Raw genomic sequence first — 14,776 nt, 5'->3', positions numbered from 1 at the left:
CCGCCGATCGGCGGACAGCAACGTGGGCCGCGACCGACCGTGGGTCCAGCGTACGGCGTAGGGCCGGAGTGCTCTTTCTCTCAGGGTCATAAAGCCTTTCCCAACTCGGTCGCGTATTGCTCAACTGCGGTTCCCAAGTGGACGAAAAGCCTTCCCGTACATCGGGAGGTGGCGCAGTTGTCGGACGACGACGAGATCATTCAAGAGTTCCTCGTGGAGTCGTACGAGAACCTCGATCAGCTCGATCGGGATCTCGTGGCGCTCGAACAGCAGCCGGGCTCACGTGAGCTGCTGTCGAGCATCTTTCGCACGATTCACACGATCAAGGGCGCGAGTGGCTTCTTGGCCTTTGGTCGCCTCGAGGCGTTGACGCACGTGGGCGAGAGCCTGCTGTCGCAGCTGCGCGACGGGCATCTCTCGATGACCCCGGCGACGGCCGACGCCCTGCTGCACATGATCGATCAGGTGCGGGCGCTGCTGGCGGCGATCGAGCGCACCAGCACGGACGAAGACGACACGATCGACGTCGCACCGGTCATCGCTGCCATCACCGCATGTCTTGCCGGTGACGCCAGTGATGCGGATGCGACGAGCGAATCGGCGGTCGGAGAGGCCGCGGAGGCGGAGCCCGCGTACGCGGCGCCCGCGGCCGACCCGACCGGCGAAGCCGAGCCGAGTTCGGAGCCGACTCCCGAACCCGTCCCGGTGGCGGAGGCCGCCGAACCCGTCGACATCGACGACGGGCGGCGCAGCGTGGCCGACAGCACCGTGCGCGTCGACATCGACCTGCTCGACACACTCGTACGGCTCGTCGGCGAACTGGTACTCACCCGCAACCAGATCCTCCAGCAGGCGGACGACACCGAGGACACTGACCTCATCCGGGCGTCGCAGCGCCTCGACCTCGTCGCCAGCGAACTGCAGGAGTCGGTGATGCGCACGCGCATGCAGCCGATCGGAAACGTGTGGGCCAAGATGCCCCGCGTCGTGCGCGACCTCGGCGCCCAGCTCCAGCGCAAGGTCAAGCTTCACCTCGAGGGTCACGAGACCGAACTCGACCGATCCGTGCTCGAAGCGGTCAAGGATCCGTTGACGCATCTGGTGCGCAACGCCATCGACCACGGCATCGAAATGCCCGACGACCGCGTCGCCGCCGGCAAGCCGCCGGAAGGGACGCTGTCGCTGCGGGCGTTCCACGAGAGCGGCCAGGTCGTCGTCGAGATCTCCGACGACGGCAAGGGCATCGATCCCATCGCCGTCGGCCAGGCCGCGGTGCGCCGCGGCGACATCACCCAGGACGCGCTGGCCCGCATGGACAACCGCGAGATGCTCAACCTGATCTTCCGGCCCGGTTTCTCGACGGCCGCGCAGGTGACAAACGTGTCGGGGCGCGGCGTCGGGATGGACGTCGTACGCACGAATATCGAGCGCATCGGCGGCACCGTCGACGTGTCGAGCCGGCCCGGCTTCGGCACCACGGTGCGCGTCCGCATTCCACTCACGCTGGCGATCATCCCGGCGCTGGTGGTCGAACAGGGGGGTGAGCGTTACGCCATTCCGCAGGCGAACCTTGTCGAGCTCGTGCGCATGGAGGGCCAGGACCTACAGAACATCGAAACGATCTCGGGCGCGCCGGTGCTGCGACTGCGCGGTCACCTCCTACCCCTCGTGTCAATGGCCGGCGCGCTCGGCTTCGACGACGACGCCGATGGGGAAGCCAAGACCATCGTCGTGTTGCAGTCCGACGACATTCGCTTCGGGCTTTCCGTCGCCGACGTCCACGACACACAGGAGATCGTGGTCAAGCCGCTGGGACGGCAACTCAAGTCGATCGACATCTACGCCGGCGCAACGATCATGGGCGACGGGCGCGTCTCGTTGATCCTCGACGTCGCCGGACTTGCACACCACAGCGGGGTGCACGCCGTAGACGCCGGACTGGCCGCAGAGTCGCGCGCTGCGGCGTCCGACGTCTCGGCGCTGCTGATCCTCGACGTCGGCGACGACCGCCGGGCGGCGCTGCCGCTCGCCGAGGTGTCCCGGCTCGAAGAATTCCCGGTAGGCAGCGTCGAGCGATCGGGCGCCCACGAGGTCGTGCAATACCGCGAAGGCATCCTGCCCCTCGTCCACCTGGCCGACGCCATCGGTGTGCACGTCACGCCGTCGGAAAACCCCCTCGTATCGGTGGTGGTGCACGACGACGGCACGTCGCGGGTCGGCATCGTGGTCGACCGCGTCGTCGACGTCGTCGAGACCATCGTCGTCACCAACGACGTGGGGCGCCGGCCGGGTGTTCTCGGTTCGGCGGTCGTCCAGGACCGTGTCACCGAACTCGTCGACCTCGAAGCGGTCGTAGCGATGGCAACGGCGGTGGCGGCATGACGTCAGCGACGGCCACCCCGACAGCGCTCACCCAGTACTGCACGTTCTGGGCCGACGGCCAGTATTTCGGCGTCAACGTCTGCGACGTGCAGGAGGTCCTGCGCTTCCACGAGATGACGCACGTGCCCCAAGCGCACGAAGCCATCACCGGTCTTATCAATCTGCGTGGGCAGATCGTCACGGCGATCGACCTGCGTCACCGCCTCGGGCTCGCACCGCGACCCGAAGGCGAAACCCCGATGAACGTCGTCGTGCGCAGCCGCGACGAGGTCGTCAGCCTCTTGGTTGACGACATCGGCGACGTCATCGACACCGAGGGTGCGGCGGTCATGCCGGTACCCGCCACCGTCCCACCTGCCGTCCGTGACGTGCTGGTGGGAGTCATCCCCCGACCCGAAGCGATCCTGCTTGTCCTGCACGCGGACCTCGCTGCCGACGTCTCCACTCACACGCGTATTTCCGGAGGAAACTCGTGACTGTCACCGCCCCGCAATCCACCAACGGCCACGCCAAGTCGAAGGCGCCGAACCTCGAGAGCGGAAAGGATCTCGCTTCGCTCCGTTCAGTGCTCGACGAGATGCCGACGCGCACGATGTTGTGCGACAAAGACCTGACGATCCGCTACGTCAACAAATCGGCGATCGAAGGCTTGCGCTCGGTCGCCGAGTACCTGCCGATCGCCCCCGAGCACGTCGTGGGCGCCAGCCTCGACATCTTCCACAAGGACCCGAGCTACCAGCGCGGTCTGCTGGCGGATCCCGACAAGTACCTGCCGCGCCGCGCCGACATCCAGCTCGGCCCGGAAACGCTCGACCTCAACGTGTGCGCCATCTACGACGAGGACGGCAAGTACTGCGGCGCCATGGCGACGTGGGACGTCGTCACCGAGAAGCGCGAGCTCGAGCGCCAGGTGGCGCGAGTCACCTCCATGATGGAGAACTCGCCGACCAACATGATGTTCGCCGACCGCGACTTCACGATCACCTACATGAACCCGGCGTCGCTCAAGACGCTGGCGGGGCTCGAAGAGCACCTGCCGGTGAAGGCGAGCGAGGTCGTGGGGTCGAGCCTCGACATCTTCCACAAGAACCCGAGCTACCAGCGCGGCATTCTGAGCGACGAGAAGCAGCTCCCGCGGCGCGCCAACATCTCCGTCGGTCCTGAAACGCTCGACCTCCTCGTGTCGCCGATCCACGACAGCGACGGCAACTACGTCGGCGCCATGGCGACGTGGGAAGTCATCACCGACAAGCTCGCCCTCGAGGCGGCGCAGCGTGAGGCGGCCAACGACACGGCTGCGGTCAACCGCGTACTCGAGGCGATGGCGAGCGCCGTCAACGTCGACGAGGCCGCCAAGATCGCGCTCGACAACGTGCGCGACGCCTTCGGCTGGGCCTACGGCTCGTACTGGAAGGTCAACGAGGACCAGGAACTGCGCTGGGTGCTCGAGTCGGGCGACGTCCCGCAGGAGTTCAAGGACGTCACGCTGCGCGCGTCGTTCAAGGAAGGCGTCGGCCTGTCGGGTCGCGCCTGGAAGAACCGCGACCTTTTCTTCACGCAGGACATCGGCGAAATGACCGACTGCTCGCGGGCTCCCGTGGCGCAGAAGATCGGCGTCAAGTCGGGTGTGTGCTTCCCGCTCATCGTCGCCGGCCAAGTCGTGGGCACGATGGACTTCTTCACCATGGAGACGCTGCACCCGAGTCAGCAGCGCCTCGACGCCCTGCGCAACGTGGGCCGGCTCGTGTCGTCGGCGTTCGACCGCATCTCGCAGGAAGAGGCCAAGCGCAACGCGGCGGCGGAACTGCAGGAGAAGGTCAACCTCGTGCTCGACGTGGTGAACGCGGCGGTCGCCGGTGACCTCACCCGTGACCTCGACATCCACGGCGACGACGCCATCGGCCAGCTGGCCGAGGGTCTCGGCTCGCTGCTGCACACGATGCGCCAGAGTATGTCCAACATCGGCGAGACCGCCGAAGCGTTGGCCGCCGCGGCCGAGCAGCTCACCGCGGTGTCGGGCAACATGGGCCGCGGCGCCACCCAGACGTCGGACCGTGCAGCCAGCGCCAGTTCGGCGTCGGTGCAGGTGTCGGCCAGCATCCAGACCGTCGCTTCGGCGGCCGAGGAGATGACGGCCAGCATTCGCGAGATCGCCAAGAACGCCGACAGTGCGGCGGGCGTGGCTACCACGGCGGTCAAGGTGGCGAGCGACGCCAAGGGCACGGTCGCCAGCCTCGGCGAGTCCAGCGCCGAAATCGGCCAGGTCATCAAGGTGATCACGTCGATCGCGCAGCAGACCAACCTGCTCGCCCTCAACGCCACGATCGAAGCCGCCCGTGCCGGTGAAGCCGGCAAGGGGTTCGCGGTCGTCGCCAACGAGGTCAAGGAACTCGCGAAGGAAACGGCTCGGGCGACCGAGGACATCAGCCAGAAGATCGAAGCGATCCAGAACGACACCCGCGGTGCCGTCGACGCGATCGGCGAGATCGGCACGATCATCGACAACATCAACGAGATCCAGACCACGATCGCCTCGGCGGTCGAAGAGCAGACGGCGACCACCAACGAGATCGCCCGCAGCGTGACCGAGGCCGCCGGTGGCGCCAACGGCATCGCGGCGGACGTCGCCGAGGTGGCCGAGGCCGCAACCTCCACCCAGCGTGGGGCCGAGGAGTCGCTCCAGTCGGCGAGTTCTCTGGCGACGATGGCGACCGAGCTCAAGCGTCTCGTCGGTCAGTTCCGCTACTAATCCCCGTCCTCCCACCCGTCCCCTCACGAGAAAGGTCTGACCGTGCGCGCCCTCGTCGTAGATGATTCCGTCGTGGTGCGCCGCACGGTGGCCACCGTGCTGGCCGAGGCTGACGACATCGAAGTCGTCACCGCGTCCGACGGGCGGATCGGGTTGCGCCGCTGCGCCGAACTGAACCCTGACGTGATCACCCTCGACGTCGAGATGCCGGGACTCACCGGCCTCGAGACGTTGGCGGAGATCCGCAAGGACTTCCCGACGGTGCCGGTGATCATGTATTCCACGTTGACGGCCCGAGGGGCCGAAGCCACGCTCGACGCGCTGGCCCTCGGAGCCGTCGACTACGCCACCAAACCGGAGGGAGCGATCAGCCGCGACGACGCGGCCGAGATGGTTCGCCAGAACCTGCTCCCACTGGTGAAGTTGTGGGGCAAGCGCCGGGCGTCGACGCGCATCGGCACCGCGTCCGCCCGGCGCTCACCCCCACTCGACGACGCGGTGCCCGCCGCGCCGGCACCGCCGCCGAAACCCAAGACAGGCCCGCTCCGCCTCGTCGTCGTCGGCGTGTCGACCGGTGGGCCCGCGGCGCTGGCGACGGTGATGCCGATGTTGCCGGAGAACCTGCGGGTACCCGTCGTCATCGTGCAGCACATGCCGCCGGTGTTCACCGCCATGCTGGCCGAGCGCCTCGACGGGCTCAGCAACATCAGCGTCACCGAGGCCGTCGACGGCGAGGTGGCGCTCCCGGGTCACGCCTACATCGCGCCCGGGGGCAAGCATCTCGAGGTCGTGCGCTACGGCGCCAGCGGCTTCAGTTTCGAACTGACGGAGAACCCGCCGGAGAACTCGTGCCGGCCCGCCGTCGACGTGTTGTTCCGTACCGCCGCCGCCGCCGCCGACGGGCATCTGCTCGGCGTGGTGCTGACGGGCATGGGTCAAGACGGGCTCCTGGGGGCCCGCGACATCACACAAGCAGGAGGAGAGGTGATCGCACAGGACGAAGCGACCTCGGTCGTGTGGGGGATGCCGGGCTACGTCGTACGCGAGCGACTCGGCCGAGCCGTGCCGCTCGACGAGGTCGCCCGCACCATCACCGGGAAGGTGGCGCGCCAATGAGCGTCACCGCTGAGGACTTCACCTTCATCGCCGACTTCCTGCGGCGGCAGTCGGCGATCTCGATCGCCGAGGGCAAGGAGTATCTCGTCGAGTCGCGGCTCGCACCCGTCGCCCGCGCCGCCGGGATGGCCGACGTCTCCGAACTCATCGGTCAGCTGCGCAAGCCGTCGGCCGACCCGCGAGTGCGCGAGCAAGTCGTCGAAGCGATGACGACCAACGAGACGTCGTTCTTTCGTGACCGGCATCCGTTCGACGCGCTGCAGACCGACATCATCCCGAAGCTGATCGAGCACAAGGCCAACGGCACCAAGACGATCAACATCTGGAGCGCCGCGTCCTCGACGGGCCAGGAGATCTATTCGATCGCCATGCTGCTCGACGCCCACTTTCCCGAACTGGCGACGTGGAACGTGCAGCTGTACGGCACGGACCTGTCGAACGACGTGCTGGCCAAGGCGCGCTCGGGCCGGTACTCCACGCTCGAGGTCAACCGCGGGCTGCCGGCACCCATGCTCGCCCGCTACTTCTCCCGTGAAGGCGCCGACTACGTGCTCGACGAGCGCATCCGGCACCGCTGCCGCTTCGACCGTATGAACCTGGCCGAGGCGTGGCCGTTGTTGCCGACCTTCGACATCGTGTTCTGCCGCAACGTGTTGATCTACTTCGACCTCGAGGTGCGGCGTTCCATCCTCGACCGCATTCGGCAGCGACTGCCGGAGGGCGGCTACCTGTTCCTTGGCACATCCGAGACAACCGTCGGCCTGGCCGAGGGTTACACCGCCACGCGTTGTGGCAACGCGGTGGCGTACTGCGTGGAGGGCTCATGAAGGCTTTGTTGGTGGACGACTCGCGCACCATGCGCTCGATGCTGCGACGCATCGTGACGCCGCTGGGCTTCGAAGTGTCCGAGGCGGGCGACGGGGCGCAAGCGCTCGACGCCATCGAAGGCGGCGACGTTCCCGACGTCGCCCTCGTCGACTGGAACATGCCAGTGATGGACGGGCTGTCGTTCATCTCGGCGGTGCGCAACAACCCCGAGCTGCGCAACGTCACGCTGGTGATGGTCACGACTGAATCCGAGCAGTCGCAGATCGTGCGGGCGCTGGCCGCCGGTGCCCACGAGTACCTGATCAAACCGTTCACCGCCGACGCGCTGGTGGACAAGTTGAGCTTTCTCGGACTGATCCCGCAACAAGAGGAGGTGGGGTGGTGACCCTCATTCACACCGGACCCGAACCCGAAGTCGTCGAGCAGATCGTGCAGGAGATCTTCCAGGGTCTCATTGGCGAAGACGGGCCGCTGCCGTATCCGTTGCCCTACGACGGCTCGCCGCTGGACGTGTCCGCGTCGGTGTCGGTGACCGGTGAATGGTCGGGTCATGTCGTGATGGCGTGCGGCGAGGTACTCGGCCGCAAGATCGCGGCCGGTCTGCTCATGACCGAACCCGAAGAGATCACCGACGACGACCTGTCCGACGCGATGGGCGAGTTCGCCAACGTGGTGGGCGGCAACGTCAAGGCGATGATGCCGGGCCCGAGCAAGTTGTCGCTTCCCGTCGCCGTCCTCGGCTCCGCGCGCGAACGCCTGCCTGGAACCGTGGAGGCGACCCGGGTCGAGATGACGTGGCACGACGCCCCGTTCATCGTGAGTGTCTGGGCGCCCGAAGAGAAGGAGTCAAACCACAAGGAGATGGCCGAATGAAAATCTTGATTGCCGACGACAGCCGCGTGATGCGCCAGATCGTGGTGCGCACGCTGCGCCAAGCGGGCTACGGCGACGCCACCGTGGTCGAGGCATCCAGTGGCGCCGAGGGCCTGACGATGGTGGGCGCCGAACAGCCCGACCTCGTGCTGTCCGACTGGAACATGCCCGAGATGAGCGGCATCGACTTCCTGAAGCAACTGCGGTCGACGGGAGACGGGCGGCCCTTTGGCTTTGTGACGTCCGAGGGTTCGACGCAAATGCGCGAGCTCGCCGAAGAAGCCGGCGCGCTATTCCTCATCGCCAAGCCGTTCACGCCCGAAGCGTTCCGCGAAGTGCTGCAACCGGTGCTCGGCTGATGGGACTGTCGACACTTCCCCCAGTCAAGGACGTCCGCGACCTGCTCGAAAGCCTGCTCGGTCGCGATGTCGAAGTGAAGGACGGCCCGGTGTGGATCCCGCCGGCGGGCGAGAAGATCCTCGTGGCCGAGTTCGTGGACGACGACGGCGCGCTCGCCACGCTCGGTCTCGTCGACTCGTCGGCCGGCGCGTACATCGGCGCCGCCATGGGTCTGCTGCCGCCCGGTGGCGCGCAGGACATGGCGAAGGACGGCGACCTGTCGCCCGTCGTGCGCGAGAACCTCTACGAGACGATGAACATCGCCTGCTCGCTGTTCAACTTGCCCGGCCAACCGCACGTCAAGATCGCGGCGCTCTACGACGTCGGTGCCGCGCTGCCGCCGGCGGTCGACGCCGCCGTGAGGCGGCCGACCGGTCGCATGGATCTCGCCATCAAGGTGGCGGGTTACGGCGAAGGGCGCTTCAGCCTGGTGGTGGCGAACTAGGAGACGGTGAAGGTGCCCGTCATGCCGAGGTTCTTGTGGACGCGGCCGTCGGGCGTCTTCAGCAGGCACTGGTACGTGTAGACGCCAGGCTTGGCGAATACGAACGTGGCGGTGCCCGAGCGGCCCGGTGCGACACTCTCGATTTCGCCGATGGATTTCCCGTCGGGTCCGAGGACTTCGAACTCGTGGTGTTCCTGGCCGGCGTTGGTGAGGTCGAACTCGATGGCGTCGCCCTGGTTGATCGAGAGGGGCGTGGCGAACGTGTACGCGAACTCGCGGGCGGTCACGTCGATGGTCCGATCGGCCTTGGCGCCGACGGCACCCGTCGTCCCGCCGGCGCCCTTCACCGTGAACTTCTGGCGGAAGCCGTCGCCGGTCTGACCCGGCTTGCAGTTGAGCGTGTAGGTGCCCGCCTTGAGGTCGACGTCGAGGTCGGCCGTCCCGCCCGGCAGGACGTTCTCGACCTCCTTGATCACGCGGTCCTTGTCGCCGAGGACGTAGAGCTCGTTGGTGAGCTTCGCCTTGTTCGTCATCTGGAAGCGGATCGTTCCGGCGTTGAGCGTCGTGTCGGCGGCCGTGCAGGCCTTGTCGGTGCCGGTGACGGCGACGACCGTGTCGGCCTTCTTCGCACTGCAACCGACGAGTGCCAGCGTCAGGACCGCAATAGCAAAAATCTTAGGCATACCTAAGATTAGGAAGAACCGAGCACCGCCAGCAACTTGCGCTCGTCGGCACTCAGCCCCCGGCCGCACGGGCGGGGCCGCGCGCCCACGCGTCGTGCAGCGTGCCCTTCTCGTGAAGGGCGATGACCCGAGGGTGCACGTAGGACGCCTTGCACACCGCCAGCGTGTTGCCGAGTGCGTCGGCGACTGGCCGCAGCGCGTCGTTCAGTTTCGGCGGCGGGTCGACCCTGAGTTGCTGCGCCGCCAGCAGCGACGCGCCCCAGGTTCGGAATGTCTTGGCGGTGGCGTCGACTCCTGTCGCCGTTCGCAGGTAGTCGTTGACGTTGTTGGACGACACGGCGCGCACCACCCCGTCGTCGTCGACGTACTGGAACAGGCGCTGGCCGGGCAGGTCCTGCAGGCGGCGCACCAGGCGCGCCACGCGCGGATGGCAGCAGTCGAGGTCGAACTCCTTGCCGCCCTTGCCGACGAAGCACAGGTGAAGGTGCGTGCCCGACACGTCGACGTGGTTGGTGCGCAGCGTCGTGATGCCGTAGGTCTCATTCGTGCGGGCGTAGGACTCGTTGCCCACGCGCACGAACGTCTCGCCGATGAGCGCGACGACGCCCGCCACGACGCGCTCGTAGGTGAGCGTGGGGGAGCGCAGGTCGGTGTCGATGCGGGCTCGCAGCGCGCCGAGCGCTTCGCCGAAGGGCACGAGGTTGCGGAACTTGGCGCGCTCGCGGCCCTGGCGGTACTGCGGGTGATAGCGGTACTGCTTGCGACCGCGGGCGTCGCGCCCCGTCGCCTGGATGTGACCGTTCGGGTCGGGACAGATCCACACGTCGGTCCACGCCGGCGGAATCGCCAGCGCGTTGATGCGCGCCGCCACGGCGCCGTTGAGCTCGCGGCCCGTCGGGCTGATGTAGGTGAAGTGCTTGGCGCGCCCGCGCCGCTGCCGGCGGATACCGGGGGTCTGATCGCTGACGAAGGTGATCCCGCTCAAGCGGGCTGCAGCTCCCGCGTCGCCACGAGGGTGTGCAGGTCGCGGAAGAGGCGGGCGTTCACGTCGGCGCGCCAGCGGGCACCGCGGATCATGCCCTGGGCCCATTCCGGATGCTCGGCCACCAGCGGTCGTAGGGCGGCCTCGAGCCACTCCTTGCCGTGGCGCGGATCGGTGCTGGCGTGCTCCTCGTAGAACGGGTACGCGTCCTTCGGCGCCCCGAGGCGGTGCAGCGCATCGAGGACACGCCTACAGCGCTGCCCCGCCTGGAGCTCGAGCAACCCGAGCGCGCCGAGCATCTCGGGCTGCAAGTGTCGATTCGTGGCCAGCAGCCCGTTCAGCGCCGAGCGGTATAACGCGGACGTGGGCAGTTCGTTGACGTTCGGCGCCTGCAGGCCGACGGCTTCCACCAGGCGATCGTGCAGCGTCGTGTGCACGCCGTCGGGATCACCGCGGCCCATCTCGTCCCAGTAGTTGGCGCCGAGCACCACCTTGGGTTCGCCTTTCAAGCCGACCTGGGCGACGGCGACGAGGTCGTCGAAGCCGCCGTCAGGACCACCCTCGATCGCGAGGAACGTCACGAGCTGATCCCAGTCGGCGCTGGTTGCGATCCAGTCGTAGATCGAGTCGTGCGCTTGCCGGGCGATGCGACGAATGGCGTCGGCGACGTCGCCCAGTTCGAGGTTCGGGCGGCCGACACGGCTGTCGAGGTAGTCCACGAGCCACTCTTCGAGGCGCCACTTCAGCGCGGTGATCGCCGGCTGGTTCTGGAACCGTGCCTGATCGCCGACAGTGTCGAGCGGCGCCAGCCAGAGTTCGTAGATGTCGAGCAACGTGAGCAACGCGTCGCGGTCGTTCTGCGGATCGACGTATTGCAGGTTGTCGAATGCTTCGTTGTCGAGTGCAGCACGCAGGCGGAACTGGAGTGCGGTCATCTTCATCCCTTACAACCACAACGCCCGACTACTTGAGCGGCAACAAAGAGGTTACCCAATCGCGCAACGTTCAATCTCGTTGCGGGTGAGCAACGCAACGGCGCGCTCGTCGTCGTGTGCACGGATGGTGCGCGCGCCCACGGAGTTTGCTTGTGCCGGCCCGCGCAACTGAAGGAGAAGCGCGCCCGGCGCGGCGAGGTGCAGCGCCGCAATGGCGATGCACGTGCGCACGTAGGTCAGCCCGTCACGACCGCCGTCGATGGCGCGGCGGGGGTCGTCGGGAAAGCGCTCGACGTCAGCCGTTGGCAGATACGGCGGGTCGGCGAGGATCAGCGGGAACGTCTCGCCGACGAAGGTCGCCGCGTCGATCGTGGTGACGCGCATCTCGTGGTTGCGCACGCCCGCCGCGCGCGCGTTCCGCGTCGCAAACGCGGCGGCGGTCGGGTCACACTCGACCTGTACGAGTGGGCGCCCGGTGAGGACGGCGGCGGCGAGACCGATGTGGCCGGCCCCGGCGCATAGTTCGAGGATCGGCCCGTCGGGGAGTTCCGGTGAAAGCTCGGCCGCCCACCGGCTTTGCAGGAGTGTCCACGGTCGGGGCGTGAGCACGCGCTCGTCGTAGGCGACGGTCAACGGACCGAAGTCGCAGGTGGCGACCGTCACTTGGTGAGTTCGCGCCAGTCCTTCGCTTCCACCTCGATGTCGAACTTCTTGGCCGCGGCGCGGATCTTCTTCCACGCTGCGTCGCGCTCGGCGTTGGTGACGTCTTCGACCTGGTCGAACCGGGCGATGGCGTTGCGGACGTGCTTGGCGTCGACGAGCGGTTCCTTGCGCTTTTTGGTGAACGCGAAGGCCCGGTCAGGAAGATCGTTCTGTTTCTTCGTGGTCAGCTTGCTCGTTGCCATGCACCGGAGATACCCAGCCCGGTGCGCGACGATGCCGTCGGGCTAGTTGCCGTTGGTGGACCAGTGCCAGGGCTCGCTGGCGAGGTTGTAGAGCCCGTACTTCGAGGCGTTCTTGTTCAGCCACTGCCACGCCGAACTCGAGTGCGACGTGATGATCGATCCGTTGACGGTGAAGTCGACCGCCAGGCCGCGCTCGTGCATCGAGGCGCCGGGGCGGGCTGTGGGCGGGTGGCACTGGTTGGCCGGCATCTCGTAGACGGCGTACTCGCTCGTGCCGCAGTGGGCCTTGCGCAGCGCGATCTGCTGGTCGGAGCTGCGATAGCCCCAACCGCTGAGCACGATGCCATCGGCCTTCGCCGCGTTGAGCAGATTGTTCAGCTGCGTGCCGATCGAGCGGGCGACGGTGATGCCCTGCACGGTCACGGTGTCGACGTTGCCGACGCTGATGCGACCGCTGCCGCCGCCACCACCGTTGGCGCGCCGGGCGATCTCGGCCGACAGCGCCTTGTCCTGGGCGGCGAGGAACGACGACTCGGCGAGCGCGGCTTCGAGGCGCGCCTCGATGGCGGTCTGCACGTTCTTCTGCTTGCTGCGACTGCTCTGCAACTCGTTGAGCGCCGACTGCTGCTTCGCCTTCTCGGCCGCCGCTTGCGCCAGCTTCGCTTCGGCCTCGAGCCGGGCAGCCGTCATCTGGTCACGCAGCTTGCCGAGCTGGACGGTGATGTCCTGCCCGCGGGCGATGGCGCGCAGCTTCAGGTAACCGTGCGCCGCCGCCTCGGTGAGCTGCTTGGCGTCGAGGTTGGGGACTTGCTTGTCCTCGAAGCCGTGTTCGTACAGCTGCAGGGCGAGGTTCTTCGTCTGGGCGCGCAGGCGGTTGTAGTTCGCGGCCGTCTGGGCCTCGGTGCCGCGGGCAAGCTCGGCGGCCTGGGCGGCGGCTTGGGCCGCGGCCTGCGCGGCGTTGTAGGCCGCCTGGCTGCTGCTGACTTGGTTGTTGAGGTCCGCGATCTGCTTGCTGAGCTGGGCGTCGCTCTTCTTGAGCGTGCTGACTTCGGCGTCGATCGCCTTCTTCTGCTTCTGGACGTTCTTGCGCTCGGTGTAGGGATCCGAGCTCGCGTGGGCAGGCGCGGTGGTGGCGGCGATCGTCAGCGCCGCAACAGCGGTCGCCACGAAGCAAAGCCAGCGTCGGGAGTTGGGGAAGTTGTGCATAACAAATAGCGGCCCGGAATCGGGTTGCGGAGAAGGGTAATGCGCGGAACGGCGTGTGCCAACCACGCCGAAAAGGGACGAACTAGCGGGCGGTAAATCCCATCACGAACGATCGGACGGCTGGCGCAAAAATGTTGGGTTCGACGTCGATTTCTTCGACGACGCGCAGGTCGGTCCATGCCTCATTGAGCTTGCCGAAGAGCATTTCGAGCTCGCGGCGGGCGAAGTTGCGCCCGATGCAGAAGTGGGTGCCGTGACCGAAGGCGACGTGCGGGTTCGGGTTGCGGGTGATGTCGAAGGTGAACGGATCGTCGAACACCTCCTCGTCGCGGTTGCCGGACGGATACACGAGCGCCACCCGGTCGCCGGCGTGCAGTTGTTTGCCACCGACGACGGTGTCGGTCTTCACGCGGCGGAACATGTTGTTGAGCGGCGTCACCCAGCGGATCACTTCGTCGACCGCGCTCACCATCAACGACGGATCGTTGTACAGGGCTTCCCACTGGTCGTTGTAATCGCAAAACGTGCGCAGTCCGTGCGCGATGGCGGTGCGCGTCGTCTCGGCGCCGCCGGCGACGAACAGGCCCGTCTCGTGGTGGATCTGTTCCTGGGTCATCGGCTCGCCGTCGATCGTCGAGTGCGACCACTTCGACAGCAGCCCGTCGCCCACCGGGCACGCCTTCAGTTCCGGCACCTTCTCCATGAGCATCATGTAGAGCTCCTGGTTCGCCTCCATCATCCCGGTGATGGCGTCGTTGTCCATGGTCATGGCGTCGATGCGCATGAGCTTCTCGGACCACACCTTGACGACGGGCCACTGCTCGTCGGGCAGGCCGAGCAAGGCGCAGGTGAAGCGCGCCGGCAACTGGCCGGCCAGCGCGTCGACGACCTCGCACGAACCGTTCGGCGTCAGCGGTTCGATCATCGAGTCGAGCAACTTGTCGAAGTGCGGATTCCACGTGTCGACGGCGCTCGGGGTGAAGCCGCGGTTGACGAGGCGCCGCTGCTTGAGGTGCTGCGGGTCGTCGGCCGCGATCATGTTGGCTTCGCCGGGCGACGGGTTGAGGCGGTAGCTGCCCTCCGACGAGAAGATCTCGTCGTGACGCTCGACGTGGATGATGTCGGCGTGCTTGGTGATGGCCCAGATGCCGCTGTGCTCGTCGAAGTACACCGGATCGTTGGCGCGGCACCACGTCCACGCTTCGTGCTGCCGCGTCCTCCAGAACTCGCGATCGAGCAGGTTGATGTCCGGCGTCGTTTCCATACTCATCAG

The 14,776-nt window shown here is 67.1% G+C and carries 16 protein-coding genes; 9 read left to right on the top strand and 7 right to left on the bottom strand.

Features of this window, described 5'->3' with window-relative positions:
- Positions 1–168: 168 nt before the first annotated feature.
- Genes VHC63_06945 through VHC63_06905 form a run of 9 tightly spaced genes read left to right on the top strand, consistent with a single transcriptional unit; the run spans position 169 to position 8,792 of the window.
- Positions 169–2,382: a chemotaxis protein CheA gene (locus VHC63_06945; GenBank protein HVV36325.1), complete on the top strand. Its 2,214-nt coding sequence runs from the start codon at positions 169–171 to the stop codon at positions 2,380–2,382.
- Complete coding sequence (locus VHC63_06940; GenBank protein ID HVV36324.1) at positions 2,379–2,858, top strand: chemotaxis protein CheW; 480 nt, start codon at positions 2,379–2,381, stop codon at positions 2,856–2,858. The genes VHC63_06945 and VHC63_06940 overlap by 4 nt, the downstream gene beginning before the upstream one ends.
- On the top strand, positions 2,855–5,131 hold the full coding sequence (locus VHC63_06935) for a methyl-accepting chemotaxis protein (GenBank protein HVV36323.1): 2,277 nt from the start codon (positions 2,855–2,857) through the stop codon (positions 5,129–5,131). The genes VHC63_06940 and VHC63_06935 overlap by 4 nt, the downstream gene beginning before the upstream one ends.
- A 42-nt stretch (positions 5,132–5,173) precedes the next feature.
- Positions 5,174–6,247, top strand: coding sequence for a chemotaxis-specific protein-glutamate methyltransferase CheB (gene cheB, locus VHC63_06930; protein HVV36322.1), 1,074 nt, complete (start codon positions 5,174–5,176; stop codon positions 6,245–6,247).
- Positions 6,244–7,074, top strand: coding sequence for a protein-glutamate O-methyltransferase CheR (locus VHC63_06925; protein ID HVV36321.1), 831 nt, complete (start codon positions 6,244–6,246; stop codon positions 7,072–7,074). Before cheB ends, VHC63_06925 begins: the two co-directional genes overlap by 4 nt.
- A gap of 11 nt (positions 7,075–7,085) precedes the next feature.
- Complete coding sequence (locus VHC63_06920; GenBank protein ID HVV36320.1) at positions 7,086–7,460, top strand: response regulator; 375 nt, start codon at positions 7,086–7,088, stop codon at positions 7,458–7,460.
- The gene (locus VHC63_06915) at positions 7,457–7,948 is read left to right on the top strand and encodes a chemotaxis protein CheX (GenBank protein HVV36319.1); all 492 of its coding nucleotides are present in this window, start codon (positions 7,457–7,459) and stop codon (positions 7,946–7,948) included. Before VHC63_06920 ends, VHC63_06915 begins: the two co-directional genes overlap by 4 nt.
- Entirely contained in the window at positions 7,945–8,307 is a 363-nt protein-coding gene (locus tag VHC63_06910; protein HVV36318.1) for a response regulator, read from the top strand. The genes VHC63_06915 and VHC63_06910 overlap by 4 nt, the downstream gene beginning before the upstream one ends.
- Complete coding sequence (locus VHC63_06905; protein ID HVV36317.1) at positions 8,307–8,792, top strand: hypothetical protein; 486 nt, start codon at positions 8,307–8,309, stop codon at positions 8,790–8,792. The genes VHC63_06910 and VHC63_06905 overlap by 1 nt, the downstream gene beginning before the upstream one ends.
- Here VHC63_06905 and VHC63_06900 read toward each other — a convergent pair.
- From VHC63_06900 to VHC63_06870, 7 genes are all read right to left on the bottom strand, one after another.
- Complete coding sequence (locus VHC63_06900; GenBank protein HVV36316.1) at positions 8,789–9,475, bottom strand: cupredoxin domain-containing protein; 687 nt, start codon at positions 9,473–9,475, stop codon at positions 8,789–8,791. The two genes, VHC63_06905 and VHC63_06900, sit on opposite strands and share 4 nt — an antisense overlap.
- A gap of 52 nt (positions 9,476–9,527) precedes the next feature.
- Positions 9,528–10,460 carry a hypothetical protein gene (locus tag VHC63_06895; protein ID HVV36315.1) on the bottom strand — a complete coding sequence of 311 codons (933 nt, stop codon included), beginning with the start codon at positions 10,458–10,460 and terminating at the stop codon, positions 9,528–9,530.
- On the bottom strand, positions 10,457–11,398 hold the full coding sequence (locus VHC63_06890; GenBank protein HVV36314.1) for an iron-containing redox enzyme family protein: 942 nt from the start codon (positions 11,396–11,398) through the stop codon (positions 10,457–10,459). The genes VHC63_06895 and VHC63_06890 overlap by 4 nt, the downstream gene beginning before the upstream one ends.
- A gap of 45 nt (positions 11,399–11,443) precedes the next feature.
- The gene (locus tag VHC63_06885) at positions 11,444–12,055 is read right to left on the bottom strand and encodes a methyltransferase (protein HVV36313.1); all 612 of its coding nucleotides are present in this window, start codon (positions 12,053–12,055) and stop codon (positions 11,444–11,446) included.
- Positions 12,052–12,297, bottom strand: a complete 246-nt coding sequence (locus tag VHC63_06880; protein ID HVV36312.1) for a DUF6582 domain-containing protein — start codon at positions 12,295–12,297, stop codon at positions 12,052–12,054. Before VHC63_06880 ends, VHC63_06885 begins: the two co-directional genes overlap by 4 nt.
- Before the next feature lie 42 nt (positions 12,298–12,339).
- Positions 12,340–13,464, bottom strand: a complete 1,125-nt coding sequence (locus VHC63_06875; GenBank protein ID HVV36311.1) for a M15 family metallopeptidase — start codon at positions 13,462–13,464, stop codon at positions 12,340–12,342.
- A 121-nt stretch (positions 13,465–13,585) separates the two neighbouring features.
- Positions 13,586–14,767, bottom strand: coding sequence for a cytochrome P450 (locus VHC63_06870; protein HVV36310.1), 1,182 nt, complete (start codon positions 14,765–14,767; stop codon positions 13,586–13,588).
- Between the last annotated feature and the right edge of the window lie 9 nt (positions 14,768–14,776).

It is taken from the genome of Acidimicrobiales bacterium (genome assembly GCA_035546775.1).
Taxonomy (GTDB): Bacteria; Actinomycetota; Acidimicrobiia; order Acidimicrobiales; family JACCXE01; genus JACCXE01.
This window is presented reverse-complemented; position numbering and strand designations above follow the sequence as displayed.

What these genes read in the sequence shown, in the direction of transcription:
- VHC63_06910 (HVV36318.1), top strand. Translation starts at nt 7,945, where the DNA reads ATGAAAATCTTGATTGCCGACGACAGCCGCGTGATGCGCCAGATCGTG.
- VHC63_06890 (HVV36314.1), bottom strand. Translation starts at nt 11,398, where the DNA reads ATGAAGATGACCGCACTCCAGTTCCGCCTGCGTGCTGCACTCGACAAC.
- VHC63_06880 (HVV36312.1), bottom strand. Translation starts at nt 12,297, where the DNA reads ATGGCAACGAGCAAGCTGACCACGAAGAAACAGAACGATCTTCCTGAC.
- VHC63_06900 (HVV36316.1), bottom strand. Translation starts at nt 9,475, where the DNA reads ATGCCTAAGATTTTTGCTATTGCGGTCCTGACGCTGGCACTCGTCGGT.
- VHC63_06905 (HVV36317.1), top strand. Translation starts at nt 8,307, where the DNA reads ATGGGACTGTCGACACTTCCCCCAGTCAAGGACGTCCGCGACCTGCTC.
- VHC63_06870 (HVV36310.1), bottom strand. Translation starts at nt 14,767, where the DNA reads ATGGAAACGACGCCGGACATCAACCTGCTCGATCGCGAGTTCTGGAGG.
- VHC63_06925 (HVV36321.1), top strand. Translation starts at nt 6,244, where the DNA reads ATGAGCGTCACCGCTGAGGACTTCACCTTCATCGCCGACTTCCTGCGG.
- VHC63_06940 (HVV36324.1), top strand. Translation starts at nt 2,379, where the DNA reads ATGACGTCAGCGACGGCCACCCCGACAGCGCTCACCCAGTACTGCACG.